The following is a 14,985-nucleotide window of genomic DNA, read 5'->3' on the forward strand; positions in this document are numbered from 1 at the left end:
GGAGCGGAGGACACCATCGGCACCCGGTTTCGCCCGTCGCGGGTGACGTAGGCGGACAGACGCCGGTCCTACCGTTTCGCGGTGGCCACGCCCGTCGTCCCGAACGCGCCTCCCCCGAGCGAGGAGGGCGGGCAACGGAGTATGTTCCCCCGCGCTCTCGTCATCCTGCTCGGCATCGCCGCCGCGGTCATCGTCGCCGCGGGGGTGCAGGCCGTCGCCTGGCTGATCGGGCCGGCGTTCATGGCGCTCATCATCGTGATCGCGGTGGCGCCGGTGCAGGGCTGGCTCAAACGCCACGGTTGGCCGGGATGGGCGACGACTGTCGTGGTGATCCTGCTCGTCTACGGGATCCTGGTCGTGCTCGCCCTCGGGATCATCATCTCGGTGGCCCGGCTGGCCACGGAGGTGCCGCAGTACGCCGACAAGTTCGACGGCCTGGTGGCCTCGGCCACCGCCGAGCTGGCCAGGTGGGGTGTGGGCCCGGAGCAGCTCCACAAGGCGGCGAGCTCGCTGAACATCAGCAACCTCGCGGGAGTGCTCACGGCGCTGCTGGGAAGCGTGGCCGGACTGGCGACGAACCTGGTGTTCCTGCTGGCGCTGCTGCTGTTCCTCAGCGTCGAGTCCGGCGGGTACGGCCAGCGGCTCGCCCAGATCGAGGCGGACCGCCCGCGGATCACCGCGGCACTGGAGCACTTCGCGTGGGGCACCCGCCAGTATCTGCTGGTCACCACCGTCTTCGGGCTCATCGTCGCGGTCCTCGACACGATCGCGCTCGCGCTGCTGGGCATCCCGCTCGCGTTCACCTGGGGCCTGCTGTCGTTCATCACCAACTACATCCCGAACATCGGGTTCGTGCTCGGCGTGATTCCGCCTGCGCTCCTGGCGCTGCTGACCGGCGGCCCGAAGCTGATGGTGATCGTCATCGTCCTCTACTGCGTGATCAACTTCGTGGTTCAGTCGATCATCCAGCCGCGATTCATCGGGGACGCCGTCGGGCTGTCGGTCACGGTGACGTTCCTGGTGCTGTTCTTCTGGGCGTGGCTGCTGGGCCCGCTCGGCGCGATCCTGGCGATCCCGCTGACCCTCCTGGCGAAGGCGCTGCTGGTGGACATCGATCCGCAGGCCAAGTGGGCCGCCGTGCTGCTGCGCGACAGCCCGACGGAACCGGACCCGCAGGCACCCCCGAAGAAGTCGCGCCGCGAGCGGCGACGTGAACGACGCCAGCCCGCGCCGGACCTGCCACCCGCGCCGCCCGCGCCGACCTGACCTCGTGCGATCGGAGCGGCGGCAGAGTGATGGGAGCTTGAGGTCCTGACACCCGTTGGGGCGGCGTGAGCGAGCTTGCGAGCGAGCGATCGGACACAGCAGCTTTGCGAACGTGACCGGCGAGCGTCAGCGAGGAGGGCGGCGTGAGCGAGCTTGCGAGCGAGCCATCGGACACAGCAGCTTTGCGAACGTGACCGGCGAGCGTCAGCGAGGAGGGCGGCGTGAGCACGGAGGCGCTCGTCCTCGCCCTGACCACTGTGGTCCGTCCGATGAGCGCGGCCGCCGTGGTCGCGATGCTCTCGACGGCGCACCCGCGGCGCCTGCTCGTGTCCTACATCGCCGCAGGCCTCGCCTTCAGCCTGGCCGTCGGCACGGCGGTGGTCCTCCTCGCCCAGGGGCTCGGCCCGGCGACGGATGCGGGCGGGCGTCCCCTCATCGACACCGCACTGGGTGCGCTGGCACTCGCCTACGCCGGAGCCGCCGCGTTCGGGTGGCTGCCCCGGCCCCGGTCCGGTAGCAGGCCGGGCTCGGAGTGGATGCGCAAGCGTCTGCAGCACCTGTCGCCTACAGCCGCCGCGGCGGCGGGCGTGGTGACCCATCTGCCCGGGCTGGTGTACCTGGCGGCGCTGAACGCGATCGTGGGCGATGCCACCGGAACGGTGGACGCGGTGGTGCAGGTGGTGCTCTACAACGCCATCTGGTTCAGCCTTCCGATCGCGGCGCTGGTGCTTGCGCATTACCACCCGGAGCTGGCGAAACAGAGCCTCGCGGAGGTCGGTACCTGGATCCGGCGCCACCAACGTGTCATCACCATCGTGTTCCTCGTCGGGCTGGGCGGCTACCTGCTCGTCATCGGGGTGCTCGGCCTGGTGTATCCCCCCAACTGACGCTCGACCATCCGTCGCAGGCGATGCCGCCGGGCGCCGCCCGGCCGACACTGCGGGGTCCGGAAGCCCTCGCACGCGGAACGGAGCACCCGATGTCGGACGTCGAAGTCAGCCGCACCGAGACCCTCAGCCGCCGGCAGGCAGCCAGCAGGCTCTCGGCGCTCGCCGCCGCGCTCTCCGAGGGCGCAGGCGTCGAGGTCGAGCTGGGTGCGAGCGCTCTCAAGATGCATGTCCCCGATCAGGTCAGCTACGAGGTCGAGGTGGAGGTCGATGGCGATGAGGTGGAGCTGGAGATCGAACTCACGTGGTCGAGGGCGAAACCGGCGTCGGCTGCCAAGCCTGCAGCGACCCCGGCCAAGTCTGCGGCGGCGGCCAAGCCGGCAGCGACCCCGGCTCGGTCTTCGGCGGCTGCCAAGCGTGCGGCGGCGAAGCGCGCGCCCGCCAGGAAGCCTGCGGCGGCTGCGGCTCGGTCTTCGGCGGCTGGCAAGCGTGCGGCGGCGAAGCGCGCACCGGCCAGGAAGCCTGCGGCGGCTGCGGCGAAGCCTCCCGCAGCGGCAAAGCCTGCGACGGCCTCGGCGAGGCCTGCGCCCGGCAGGAAGCCTGCGGCGGCTGCGGTCAAGCCTGCTGCGGCGGCGAAGCCTGTGACGGAGTCGGCGACACCCACGAAGCCCGCCCGCGGCTCGTCCGGGTCGTCCCGGGCACGCAGCACGAATAACGTCGCTACGGCTCGATCCCGCCGCTGAGTCGGCCTGGTCCGAGCGGTGCCTGCCTGAACCTCGCACGCAGCACCGCGGCCCTCACCCGGTGCGGACGATGCCGCTGACCGGTTCGTGGCCCACCGTGGGACCCGCGCGTCCGGTGTGGAAGCGCCCGCCCCCGAAGCCGCAGGGCGAACGGGGGTGCCCAGCGCTCGACCGAGGAGGACCCGGCGATGGGTCAGGCGACCAGCGCACGAGCCCGCAAGGTCACCGACGCGGAGGGAACGACCCGCCCGACGCGGGAAGAGCGGATGGATCGGGGCCGATCCGCCCGCCGGGCCGTCCCGCGGGCAGGCCAGGCGGAGTTCACTCCTGCCCCCGACCGCCCCGACCCGCTCGGCCTGCTGGAGAAGCAGGCACAGCAGCGTGTGCAGGAGCTGCTCCCGATCCGGTACGGACGGATGGCCGCGTCCCCGTTCGCGTACTTCCGCGGGGCCGCACTGCCGATGGCGAGCGACCTCGCCGGCACGCAGAGCACCGGGCTCGTCGTCCAGTGCTGCGGCGACGCCCACATGACGAACTTCGGTGTGTTCGCCTCCCCGGAGCGACGCCTCGTCTTCGACGTCAACGACTTCGACGAGACCCTGCCCGGGCCGTGGGAGTGGGACGTCAAACGGCTCGCGACGAGCATCGAGATCGCCGGCCGTGACAACGGCTACCCGCCGAAGACGCGCCGGGAGATCGTGACCGCCACGGTGGCCGCGTATCGGCGGGCGATGCGCGAGTTCGCGGACATGACCACGCTGGAGGTCTGGTACGCCCACGCCGACATGGACAGCGTGCAGGCCCGCGTCGATGAGCATCTCGACCGCGAACGGCGCAAGCGCCTCGCCCGCAGCATGGCGAAGGCGCGGACGCGGGACAACCTCGGAGCGCTCACCCGCTACGCCGGGGTGAAGGACGGCCAGGCCGCGATCCTCGCCGACCCGCCGCTGGTCGTGCCCGTCGCCGACCTCGCAGGCGCCGGGACGGATCCGGATCAGCTGTTGAGCCAGCTGCAGGCGATGCTGATGGACTACGGGGAGTGCCTGGAACCCGAGCGGCGCGCGCTGCTGGACCAGTACCGGCTGGTGGACTTCGCCCGCAAGGTCGTCGGGGTGGGCAGCGTGGGTACCCGCGCGTTCATCGCGCTCCTGCTCGGGGACGACGACCGCGACCCGCTGTTCCTGCAGGCGAAGGAGGCGGGCCCGTCGGTGCTGGAGGAGTTCGTCGGGGCGAGCGAGTACGACCCCGGCCGTCGGGTGGTCGTCGGGCAGCGTCTCATGCAGGCGGTCGGCGACATCTTCCTCGGCTGGGTGCGCGTGCAGGGGTTCGACGGGCAGAGCCGGAGCTTCTACGTGCGCCAGCTGCGGGACTGGAAGGGCTCGGCCGACGTCGAGGTGATGGTGCCGAAGGGGATGCTCGCCTACGGCGAGCTCTGCGGGTGGACGCTGGCCAGGGCGCACGCCCGCACCGGCGACCGCGTCGCGATCGCTTCCTACCTCGGCGCCGGCACCACGTTCGAGCGTGCCATCGCGGAGTTCGCCCGCGCGTACGCCGATCAGAACGAGCTCGACCACGCGGCGCTGGTGGAGGCGATCGGCTCCGGCCGGATCGATGCCGTGGCCGGGGTGTGAGTGTCCGGGAACGTGGTCAGGCGAGTAGCGCGAGCCTCCTGACCAGCTTGCTGACCCGGTTGCGTGGGCCGATGATGCTGACGGCGCTGCACGCGAGCTTCTCCGGCTCGGTCTCGGCGAGCTCGGAGAGGTAGTCGTCGTAGACACGGTGCGACTGCGCCGCCTCGGGCATGTCCACCACGAGCACTCCCTCGGCGGAGGCCGCTGCGGCGCGGGTGGCGGCCAGCGCGTCCGGCGTCGCGGCCAGGACCGTGCAGCCCGCCCAGGGCAGGCCGGGGTGCTCGTCGCCGGACGCGTCCGGCCCGCCGTGTGCGATCAGCCCCTCCACGGCGGCGCCGGTGGTGGCGGCGACACAGGCGACGGCGTTGGCCGCCCGCCCGGCCGAGAGCGTCTCGTCGACCACGACCACCCACTTCAACCGGGTCGAGCGCGTCGGCTCGCTGGTGACGACCTCGTCGGGCGCGTACCCGATCCGGTGACGAGCAGGCGCGGGCTCAGCTCCCACGGTGACCTCCATATATACGAGAAACTCACTCGATGCTATGAACACATGCGGCAGAGGGGCAATGAATCCGTACTTAATCCGGCGAGGGGCTCGTGGTGGCGCATCTGGACGAACTTGATAAGGCGATACTTGCGGAGCTGCAGGCAGATGCACGGCGCACGAACCGCGACATCGCCGCGGCAGTCGGGGTCTCGCCGACCACGGCGCTGGACCGGACGCGAGCACTGCGCGAGCGCGGCGTGATCCGGGGCGCCATCCTCGATGTCGATCTCGGCAAGATCGGCCGGCCGGTGCAGGCCCTGATCGCGGTGCGGATCCGGCCGCCCTCGCGCCGCAACATCGACGCTTTCCGCAACTGGGTGAGCACTCTTCCCGAGACGATCGGCGTCTTCGTGGTCACCGGCGGCGAGGACTTCCTCATCCACGTGGCCGTCGCGGACAACGAGAACCTCTACGCCTTCGTGATCGACCGGCTCACCGAGCGGCCGGAGGTCGCCGACGTGCGCACGAGTGTGGTCTACGAGCACCTGCGCAACACCACGGTCACACCGGTGACCGGCTGAGTCGCCGGTCGCACGGTCAGCTTCCCTGTGGTGGGCTCACCCACTCCGCCCCCGTGTCTCTCCGGAACGCCTCGACCGCGTCGTCGAGCGTCGGGAAGAAGTGCGACGGCCCGATCGCCGGGATGAGCCCGTAGCGGTCGAGCTTGCGCCGGACCGGATCCTTCATCTCGGCGAAGACGAGGGTGGTGCCGCCGGCGTCGAGTGTGCCGTCGAGGTCGCGAAGCATGTCGGCGGCGGTGACGTCGACGTCGGTGATCGGCTCCGCGGCGACGATGATCCATTTCGGATGTGGGTCCGACCGGGCGATCCCGGTCAGCTGCTCGCGGAACGTGCGTGCGTTCGCGAAGAAGACCGGAGCGTCGAAGCGGAAGATGCGGCATCCCGTGAGTTGCTCGGCATGCGGATAGCTACTGATGTCGTGGTATCCCGCGATTCCCGGAACGCGGCCGAGGGTCGCCTGGTAGGGCCACCATGCTCGGCGGAACACGTTGCCGATCGAGAGGGCGACGGCCACCAGGATGCCGAGGAGCACACCGAATGCCACGACGCCGGCGAAGGCCGCGATCGACAGGTAGAACTCGGTTCGCCGGAGACGGAAGAGGCGGAGCGTGCCCGGGATGTCGGAGAGCGAGAGGGACGCGGCGATCACCACGGCAGCGAGCGTCGGCTGGGGCAGGTTGCGGAGCAGTCCGGGAGCGAGCAGCAGGATCAGCGTGATCGCGCCCGCCCCGACCAACCCGGTGACCTGTGTCTTGGCGCCCGCCTGTTCCGCCACCGCCGTGCGTGACCCGCTGGTGCTCACCGGGAACCCCTGGAACAGCCCGGCGGCGATGTTGGCGACCCCGATCCCGGTCATCTCCCGGTTCCCGTCGACCGTCCGGCCGGCACGGGCAGCGAACGCGGTGGAGGTCGAGATCGTGTCGGCGAGCGACACGAGCGCGATCCCGAAGGCGCCACCCACGAGCAGTGCGATGTCGGAAAGCGCGACGTGCGGCACCGTGAGTGGCGGGAAGCCCTGGGGGAGCACGCCCACGAGTGCCACTCCGCGTGCGGCCAGCCCGAACACTCCTGCCGCGGTGATCGACAGCACCACCACGACCAGTACACCGGGGATCCGCGGAGCCACGCGCTGCAGTACCAGGATCAGGATCAGCCCGCCTGCGCCGATCGCCAGGGCGGCCGGCACCATCTCACCACCCGACACACCGCCCACGAATGCCGCGATCTCCCCGAGGAAACTCTCGGCGTCCACCGAGAATCCGAAGATCTTGGGAAGCTGGCCGACCAGGATCGTCAGGGCCAGGCCGTTCATGTAGCCGATCATCGTGGGCTTCGAGATCAGGTCCGCGACGAACCCGAGCTTCCCGATTCCCGCGAGCACCGTGATGGTCCCGGTCATGAGCGCGAGCGCAGAGGCGAGCGCGACCGCGCGTGCCGGGTCCCCGTTCGCTCCGACCAGGGGCAGCACCGTGGCCGCGATCATGGGGCCGAGCGCGGAGTCGGGCCCCAGCACCAGAATCCGCGACGGTCCGAACAGCGCATATCCGAGAAGGCACAGGATCGACGTGTACAGACCGGTGATCGCGGGCAGGCCGGCGAGTTCCGCGTAGGCCATTCCCTGGGGAACCAGGAGAGCGGTCAGGACCAGGCCTGCCACCACGTCCTTCGGCAGCCAGCGCGCCTCGTAGGAGAACAGCGTCGCGAGCCCCGGGGCGAACGTCGACCCGAGCCTGCCGGCCATCCTGCGACTCGTCACCGGCTGCACGGCAGCCGGTCAGGTCACGGCCGGTTGTGGTGTCGCCGTCTGTCGCTCGAGTCGCCGCGCGACGAACTTCCCGGCCTCCCACAGGATCAGCAGCCCTACCGGAGGAACCAGGGCCCACAGGAACTGCTGGAAGTTGATGTCGACGGTGCCCAGTAGCCGCTGGAACCCGTCCATCTGCGTGACGAGCACCGCAAGCGCGAACTCGCCGAAGATCGCCCAGTTCATCTGTTTGCTGTCGAACGTGGACGTGGTCAGCACGGTCTCCGTCTCGCTGCGGCACTCCAGGGCCGCGACGATCAGGCAGAGCGCGAAGGACGTGAAGGCGATCGATCGGCCGATCTCGAGGTCACCGAAGCGCGTCGTGCCGGCGACGATCAGTCCCAGCAGCCCGACCGCGATAGCCAATCCGGTGAGCCCGACCGTGATCATCAGGCCCGGGGTCAGCACGGACTGGCCGCGTGGGCGCGGTCGCATCCGCATGAGCCCGGGGGTCTCCCGGTCGAAGCCGAGCGCGAACCCGAACGCGGCGTTGACGAAGAAGTGGATCCAGAGCACCTGGGCGGGCGTGAACGGCTCGCCTGCGGCGATGTTCAGCAGGCTGGCCCCGAGGAAGGTGAGGACGAACACGACCAGCAGGATCAGCACGAACCGGATGTACTTCGTCAGGTTGTCGTAGATCTTGCGGCCTTGTTCCACCGCGAAGACGATCGTCGCGAAGTTGTCGTCGGACAGGATCATCCGCCCGGCGTTTTTCGCCACCTCGGTGCCGGTGCCCATGGCGATGCCGATGTCCGCCGCCTTGATCGCGGGCGCGTCGTTGACACCGTCGCCGGTCATCGCGACGACGTCGCCCTTCTTCTTCAAGGTGTCGACGAGGAGCACCTTGTGCTCCGGGGCGACCCGCCCGACCACACCGATCTCGTCGATGCGGGCGAGCCGCACGTGCTCGGGCAGCGCGGCGAAGTCGGCGCCGAGGACGGCCTCACCGGGAATCCCGAGCTGCCCGGCGATGGCCGCACCGGTGGTGACGTCGTCGCCGGTGACCATCCGGACCCGGATGTTGGCGGCCTGCGCGCTGGCCACGGCCCCCTTCGACTCGTCCCGGGGCGGGTCGACCATGCCGACCAGGCTCGTCAGCTCGAGATCCCGGACGCACGCGAGCAGGTCGCCGTTCGGGTCGAACCCGGCCGGGTCGACGTCGCGCACGGCCGCCGCCATCACCCGCCTGCCGTCCTGCTCCATGCGGTTCATGTGGACGTTCATCCGGTCCTTGAGCCCGGCATCCCACGGGATGCTCCCGCCTGCGCACAGCGCGGTCGCCGCCCGGGCCATCACGGCAGGTGCGGCCCCCTTCACGAAGCACCGCACCACCGGGCGTCCCGTGGCATCGGTAGCTGAGGTGAACGTGGCCATCAGCTTGTAGGTCGGGTCGAACGGCAGGGTGGCGAGGCGGGGCAGCGCCTCGCGCGTGGCGTCGATGTCGAGCCCGGCCTTGTGGGCGAGCACGAGCAGCGCCCCCTCCGTCGGGTCGCCCACGACCCGGCCGTCCACGAGCTGGGCATCGCTCGCGACGAGGTAGGGCAGAACGGCCGCCTCGATCGACGGCGCCGTCCCCGCGGCGTGGTGGACCTTGCCCTCCAGGTTGTAGCCGGTTCCCGAGACGGTGTAGCGGTCGCTCGGGGTGACCACCTCCGCGGCCGTCATCTGGTTCATCGTCAGCGTCCCGGTCTTGTCCGAGTTGATCGCTGAGGTGAACGCGAGCGTCTCGACGGACGGCAGCTCCTTCACGATCGCGTTGCGCTTGGCGAGGTCGACGCCGCCGAGCGAGAGGATCATCTGGGTCACGGTCGGCAGCGCCTCGGGGATGGCCGCGATCGCCAGCGCGACGGCGCTGATGAACAGCACGTCCCAGGCCTCACCGCGGGTGCGGCCCAGCACGAACATCACGACCATCGTGATGCCGGCGGCCGCCGCGATCCACAGGGTCAGCCGGTCGAGCTCCCTGGTGAGCGGCGACTTCTCCCTCGCCGTGGCAGAGAGCATCGCCGAGATCCGGCCGAGCTCGGTGGCGGAGCCGGTCCCGGTGACGATCATCGTGGCGCCGCCGTGGGTCACCGGCGTGTTCATGAACGCCATGTTCGTCTGGTCGCCCGGGCCGAGCCTGCTGCCGTCGAGGGTGCGTGCGTCCTTGGCCGCGGGCGTGCTCTCGCCGGTGAGCGACGACTCGTCGATCTGCAGCGCACTGGCGTCGACGATGCGCCCGTCCGCAGGCACCTGGTCCCCGGCGGCGATGAGCACGACGTCCCCGACGACGACCTGTTCGGCCGGGATCTCCGCCGCGTCTCCGTCGCGCCGCACCCTGGCCGTGGCCTTCATCATCGACCGCAGGGCGTTCATCGCACTCTCGGCCTTGCCCTCCTGGCGCAGCCCGACCACGGCGTTCAGGACGGTCAGCACGAGCAGGAGCAGGGCCGTGCCCCATTCCGCGATCACGGCGGACACGACGGCCGCGGCGATCAGGATGATCTGCATGTAGCTGCGGTACTGCTCGAGGAACCGTTGCCAGCCGGGCTTGCGGCGTTCCTCGGGAAGCGCGTTGGGGCCGTTCGCGTGCAACCGCTCCGCTGCCGTCGCCGAGGACAGGCCGGTCCCGGGGTCGACTCCGACGGCCTCTGCCACGGCGTCCGGCGACCGCGCGTACCACTCGTCCCGGTCGGCGCTGCCGGTCTCCGGAGCGGGCCGGACCGGCCCGGTCATGCCCGCACCTTCTTTCGTTTCTCGGCCCTCTTACCGTCACGTGACGCGCCCTCGTGTTCTGCGAGGTAGGGATCGCGCGCGGCGCCGTGCGGGGCCTCCGCCTCGAGCTCCTTGCGGGCCTCGGCGAGGTCCCGCCGGACCTCGTCGCTGACCGTCGGATACTGCGGATCGATCCCGATCAGGGTGTGGGCGAGCACCGCGGCCGCGCAGATCCGGGCCAGCCACTTGCGGTCGGCAGGCACGACGTACCAGGGCGCCCACGGCGTGCTGGTCGCCGACAGCATCTCCGAGAAGGCCCGCTGGTAGTCGTCCCAGTACCCGCGTTCGTGCACGTCGGCGGCCGAGAACTTCCAGTTCCGCTCCGGCACGTCGATCCGCTTGAGGAAACGGGTCCGCTGCTCCTCCTTCGACAGGTTCAGGAACAGCTTCACCACGGAGAATCCGTTGTCGCTCAGGTAGCGCTCCCAGTCGTTGATCTCCCGGTAGCGCCGCTCCCACACATCCGCGCCCTTCGCCGACTGCGGCAGCTTCTGGCGGTCCAGGTTCTGCGGATGCACCCGGACGACGAGGACCTCCTCGTAGTGCGACCGGTTGAAGATCCCGATGTCGCCCCGCGCTGGCAACCGGCAGGCGTAGCGCCACAGGTAGTCGTGGTCGAGCTCCTCGGTCGACGGCACTTTGAACCCCTCGACATGTACGCCCTGTGGGTTCACCCCGCTCATGACGTGCCGGATCGTGCCGTCCTTGCCGCCCGCGTCGAGCGCCTGGAGGCAGAGGAGCACGCCGTGGGTGTTCTCGGCGGCGAGGCGCCGCTGGTAGTCCGCCAGGAGCGCGATCCCCCGGTCGAGCAACCCGGCGGAGTTCTTCCGGCGGAGTCCGAGCGGCCGGAAGGCCGGGTCGAAGTCCTTCGCCAGGTTCACCTTTCTTCCCGGCCGCACCCGCAGCGGCTCGATGAACTCCGCGATCCGCCTGGCCTGCTTGCCGGTCATGCCAACCAGCCCCTCCCGCTGACGCCGGCCGACAAGACTGCGCCACCGCACGCGGTGGCCGCCTCGTCCGGGCCGGGTGATAGAGCGTCGACGCGCACTCCCCGCTCGTGACGAGACGAGGAATCTGCACCGGGCGACCCGTTCGGTCTCACCCGCTGCGGGTGACCGCTCCGGCACGGAGCGCGCGCGTCCCAGGAGGCCGTCGACCGGTGTGTCCGGTTCGGCCCTGGCCCGAGCGGGCGATACGAGCCGCGGAACGGTCCCGCCGGGTGCAGGAACCGTGTTTCCTCCGTTGCGGGTGAGGTCGGACGACGTCCGCGCGGCCACTGTGGTGCGAGGCGAAATCCACCTGCGGCTCAATGGCTGGAGTGATCGAGATGGTGCTGGCGGCGAACCAGGACAACAGCTACCCGTTCCTCGAACTGATCTGGACCATGTTCGTCCTGTTCGGCTTCGTGCTGTGGTTCTGGCTCCTCATCGTCGTGTTCAGTGACCTGTTCCGCCGGCACGACATGTCGGGCTGGGCCAAGGCGGCCTGGACCATCTTCGTGATCGTGCTCCCGTTCATCGGGATCCTCACCTACCTGATCGCGCAAGGCAGGTCGATGGCCGAACGCCGTGGGAAGGATGTCGCAGCGGCGCGCGAGGCGTACGAGAGCGACGTCCGGTCCATCGCGGGGAAGGCGGACCAGCCGGCCGACCAGATCGCCACGGCGAAGCGCCTGCGTGACTCCGGCGACATCACCGCCGAGGAGTACGAGACGCTCAAGCGAAAGGCCCTCGGCGCGACCACCGCGGCAACCAGCGGGGACACCCCGGCAGGCTCAGGTTCCGCTCGCTGAACCGGGCTGCCGTGCCCGCGGACGTACCGGAGATGTCCTGAGCCGGTGTGACAGCGAGCTGAGTGGTGCCCCGGCTGGTTCGTGCCTTGCGCCGCTCAACAGTCACCCCATAGCGTGATCACGTGGCGCACACGGTTCGCGGAGTCGGCGAGGATCTCGCCGCGCGGCTCTGGCTGGATCTGGGTTACGCCGCCAGCGCTGCCTGTCGGGCCTGAGGCACGTTCTCGCTCCCCTCAGCACCTCCCGACAAGGAACCGAACCCCTCGTGCAGACCACCGCCACGCGAGTGGCCGCTGTGACCGTGACGCTGCGTGGCGTCGACCGGACGTTCGGCGCCGCCGACGGCGCGCATCACGTCCTTCGCGGGATCGACCTCGACGTCGATGCAGGCGAGGTGGTGGCGCTGCTCGGAGCGTCGGGCTGCGGAAAGTCCACCTTGCTGCGCCTGGTCGCAGGGCTCGACCGGCCGTCGGCGGGCCAGGTCATGATCGACGGGGCCAGGGTCGACGGGATCGAGGCGCGGGCGGCGGTGGTCTTCCAGGAGCCGCGGTTGCTCCCGTGGCGCACGCTCGCCGAGAACGTCGCCTTCGGCCTGCCGGACGGCTCCCCGCGGGGCTCGCGTCACAGCGAGGTGACCCACGCGCTCGACACCGTCGGCCTCGGGTCGTTCGCCGGGTACCGCCCGCGGGCCGTCTCCGGCGGGATGGCGCAGCGCACGGCGCTCGCCCGTGCGCTGGTGCGGCGTCCCGGCGTGTTGCTGCTCGACGAGCCGTTCGCGGCGCTCGATGCGCTCACCCGGCTGCGGATGCAGGATCTCGTCGACGACCTGCAGCGCACCACCGGCGCCACCGTGCTGCTGGTCACCCACGACGTGGACGAGGCGCTGCAGCTGGCCGACCGGGTGGTGGTGCTGGCGCCGGGCGCCGACCGCGCGGCCGGCTCCGGGATCGCGCATCTGCTCGACGTGCCCGGCGCGCGCCCGCGTGACCGGGCCGATCCGGTGCTCGCCGCGCTCCGCGTGGAGCTGCTCGACCGTCTCGGGGTGCCCCGCCAGAGACCCCTCCCCGCCTGACCCGCCTCCACCCAGGAGACACCGATGCCCCGTGCCCCGATGCCCCGTGCCCTGCCCGCCCTCGCCCGCCTCGGGGTGCTCGCCGTGCTCGTGGGGGTGCTCGCCGGCTGCGTCTCCGGTGAGAACTCCGACGGCTCCGTCGGCGCACCTGCCGCATCCGGGGTCCAGGTGCGACTCGACTACGCCTACTACAACCCCGAGAGCCTGGTGATCAAGGAACAGGGCTGGCTGGAGCAGGAGCTCGGCCCCGGCTCGGTGGAGTGGGTGCTGTCGCAGGGCAGCAACAAGGCCAACGAGAACCTGCGGGCCGACGCGATCGACATCGGCTCCACGGCGGGCACCCCGGCGCTGCTCGCGAGGTCCAACGGCTCGCCGATCCGCGCGATCGACGTGTTCAGCCGGCCGGAGTGGTCGGCGATCGTCGTCGCGAAGGACTCGCCGATCACCGAGCCCGCACAGCTGCGTGGGCAGAAGATCGCGGCGACCCAGGGCACCGACCCGTACTTCTTCCTGATGCAGACCCTCGCCGTGGCCGGGCTCTCCGCGTCGGACGTCGAGATCGTCAACCTGCAGCACTCGGACGGGAAGCTCGCGCTCGAACGCGGTGACGTCGCCGCGTGGGCGGGCCTCGACCCGTTCATGGCCCAGACCGAGCTGGAGGCCGGGTCGCGGCTGATCTACCGCAACCTCGACTTCAACTCCTACGGCCTGCTGAACGCCAACGAGAAGTTCCTCCAGGAGAAGCCGCAGGTCGCCCAGACCGTCGTGACGGCATACGAGCGGGCCCGCGCATGGATCACGGAGAACCCTGACGCGGCTGTCCAGGCGCTCGTGACCGCAGCGAACATCAAGCCGGAGATCGCCCGCCAGCAGCTCTTGACGCGCACCGACCTCGCGATCGACCCGGTGCCCGGCGAGCCGCAGCACGCCGTCCTGTCTCGGCTGCTGCCGCTGCTCGTGGCCGAGGGGCTGGTGCGCTCGGAGCAGGAGGCGACCGCCGCGCTCGCATCCCTGTTCGAGCCGCGCTTCGCCGAGCAGGCGAAGGGCACCTCGTCCGCCGGTGGAGCGGCCGGCTCGTGACGCTCACCGACCCCGACACCGCGGCACCTGCGCCGAGCACCCCGCGGGCCCCTGGCGATTCGGCTCCCCGATGGGGGCGCCGTGCCAGGGGAGCGGCGGGCTCGATCGTGCTCGGAGCGCTCGTCCCGGTGCTCTTCGTGCTGGTGTGGCAGATCCTCGCGACATCGGGGGAGTTCTCGCCGTCCCAGCTGCCCACCCCGGGCGCGGTGCTGGCGGCGCTCGTGGAGCTGGTGACACGCGGGGAGCTCTGGCAGCACATCGCGATCAGCACCCAGCGGGTGCTCCTCGGCTTCGCCGCGGGTGCCGGATTCGGGCTCGTGCTCGGCGGTGTGGTCGGGCTCTCCCGCCCGGTCCGGGCGCTGTTGGCGCCCTCGATCCAGGCGCTGCGGGCAGTGCCGTCGCTGGCCTGGGTGCCGTTGTTGCTGCTCTGGCTGGGAATCGGCGAGACCCCGAAGATCGTGCTCGTCGCGATCGGCGCGTTCTTCCCGGTCTACACCACCGTGTCGGCCGCGCTGGCTCACGTCGACCGCCACCTCGTCGAGGTGGGCCGCGCCTACGGACGCTCCGGCGTGCGGCTGTTCCTGCAGGTCCAGCTGCCGGCGATCGCCCCGGCCGCGCTGTCGGGGCTGCGCCTCGGCCTGGCCCAGGGATGGCTGTTCCTGGTGGCGGCGGAGCTGATCGCGTCCTCGATCGGGCTCGGGTTCCTCCTGATCGACAGCCAGAACACCGGCCGCACCGACATCCTGCTCCTCGCGATCGTGCTGCTCGCGGTGATCGGGAAGGTGACCGACGGGTTGCTCGGCCTCGCCGAGCGCCGGCTGTTGCGCCGCTGGAGCTGAGCGCGTCGAGGCATCCGGCTCGCTCACCACGGATCTACGGTGAGGG

13 protein-coding genes are annotated in these 14,985 nt (G+C 70.7%); 9 read left to right on the forward strand and 4 right to left on the reverse strand.

The genetic code is table 11. From position 1 onward, the window contains the following. Window positions 1–81: 81 nt before the first annotated feature. The 4 genes from MMF94_RS29900 (at window position 82) to MMF94_RS29915 (ending at window position 4,527) form a co-directional block, all read left to right on the forward strand. Window positions 82–1,266, forward strand: coding sequence for an AI-2E family transporter (locus MMF94_RS29900; RefSeq protein WP_338104380.1), 1,185 nt, complete (start codon window positions 82–84; stop codon window positions 1,264–1,266). Window positions 1,267–1,487: 221 nt separating this feature from the next. After that, on the forward strand, window positions 1,488–2,153 hold the full coding sequence (locus tag MMF94_RS29905) for a GAP family protein (protein ID WP_241040634.1): 666 nt from the start codon (window positions 1,488–1,490) through the stop codon (window positions 2,151–2,153). 92 nt (window positions 2,154–2,245) lie between these two features. Beyond that, a complete protein-coding gene (locus MMF94_RS43805) occupies window positions 2,246–2,896 on the forward strand; it encodes an amphi-Trp domain-containing protein (protein WP_420852452.1) in 651 nt (216 codons plus the stop codon). A gap of 188 nt (window positions 2,897–3,084) precedes the next feature. Beyond that, window positions 3,085–4,527 (forward strand): DUF2252 domain-containing protein, encoded by a 1,443-nt coding sequence (locus tag MMF94_RS29915; protein ID WP_241040639.1) that lies wholly within the window; start codon window positions 3,085–3,087, stop codon window positions 4,525–4,527. Between the two features lie 16 nt (window positions 4,528–4,543). Here the strand turns inward: MMF94_RS29915 and MMF94_RS29920 are convergent, their stop codons facing one another. Then, window positions 4,544–5,032: a DUF2000 domain-containing protein gene (locus tag MMF94_RS29920; RefSeq protein ID WP_241040640.1), complete on the reverse strand. Its 489-nt coding sequence runs from the start codon at window positions 5,030–5,032 to the stop codon at window positions 4,544–4,546. Between the two features lie 104 nt (window positions 5,033–5,136). Between MMF94_RS29920 and MMF94_RS29925 the strand changes: the two genes are divergently transcribed. After that, window positions 5,137–5,595 (forward strand): Lrp/AsnC family transcriptional regulator, encoded by a 459-nt coding sequence (locus MMF94_RS29925; RefSeq protein ID WP_241040849.1) that lies wholly within the window; start codon window positions 5,137–5,139, stop codon window positions 5,593–5,595. A gap of 16 nt (window positions 5,596–5,611) precedes the next feature. Here the strand turns inward: MMF94_RS29925 and MMF94_RS29930 are convergent, their stop codons facing one another. From MMF94_RS29930 to MMF94_RS29940, 3 genes are read right to left on the reverse strand one after another with little or no spacing between them, the layout of a single operon-like run. Beyond that, complete coding sequence (locus tag MMF94_RS29930; protein WP_241040642.1) at window positions 5,612–7,351, reverse strand: SulP family inorganic anion transporter; 1,740 nt, start codon at window positions 7,349–7,351, stop codon at window positions 5,612–5,614. Between the two features lie 18 nt (window positions 7,352–7,369). After that, window positions 7,370–10,117: a cation-translocating P-type ATPase gene (locus MMF94_RS29935; protein ID WP_241040644.1), complete on the reverse strand. Its 2,748-nt coding sequence runs from the start codon at window positions 10,115–10,117 to the stop codon at window positions 7,370–7,372. Then, complete coding sequence (locus tag MMF94_RS29940) at window positions 10,114–11,106, reverse strand: polyphosphate kinase 2 family protein (protein WP_241040645.1); 993 nt, start codon at window positions 11,104–11,106, stop codon at window positions 10,114–10,116. Before MMF94_RS29940 ends, MMF94_RS29935 begins: the two co-directional genes overlap by 4 nt. A gap of 359 nt (window positions 11,107–11,465) precedes the next feature. On the opposite strand from MMF94_RS29940, the gene MMF94_RS29945 reads away from it, so the two are divergent. From MMF94_RS29945 to MMF94_RS29960, 4 genes are all read left to right on the forward strand, one after another. Beyond that, window positions 11,466–11,948 carry an SHOCT domain-containing protein gene (locus tag MMF94_RS29945; RefSeq protein ID WP_241040648.1) on the forward strand — a complete coding sequence of 161 codons (483 nt, stop codon included), beginning with the start codon at window positions 11,466–11,468 and terminating at the stop codon, window positions 11,946–11,948. 265 nt (window positions 11,949–12,213) lie between these two features. Beyond that, window positions 12,214–13,020, forward strand: coding sequence for an ABC transporter ATP-binding protein (locus MMF94_RS29950; protein ID WP_241040650.1), 807 nt, complete (start codon window positions 12,214–12,216; stop codon window positions 13,018–13,020). A 24-nt stretch (window positions 13,021–13,044) separates the two neighbouring features. Then, window positions 13,045–14,100 carry an aliphatic sulfonate ABC transporter substrate-binding protein gene (locus MMF94_RS29955; protein ID WP_241040653.1) on the forward strand — a complete coding sequence of 352 codons (1,056 nt, stop codon included), beginning with the start codon at window positions 13,045–13,047 and terminating at the stop codon, window positions 14,098–14,100. Beyond that, entirely contained in the window at window positions 14,097–14,939 is an 843-nt protein-coding gene (locus MMF94_RS29960; protein WP_241040654.1) for an ABC transporter permease, read from the forward strand. Before MMF94_RS29955 ends, MMF94_RS29960 begins: the two co-directional genes overlap by 4 nt. Window positions 14,940–14,985: the final 46 nt, after the last annotated feature.

This window comes from Pseudonocardia alaniniphila, assembly GCF_022524485.1.
GTDB lineage: Bacteria > Actinomycetota > Actinomycetes > Mycobacteriales > Pseudonocardiaceae > Pseudonocardia > Pseudonocardia alaniniphila.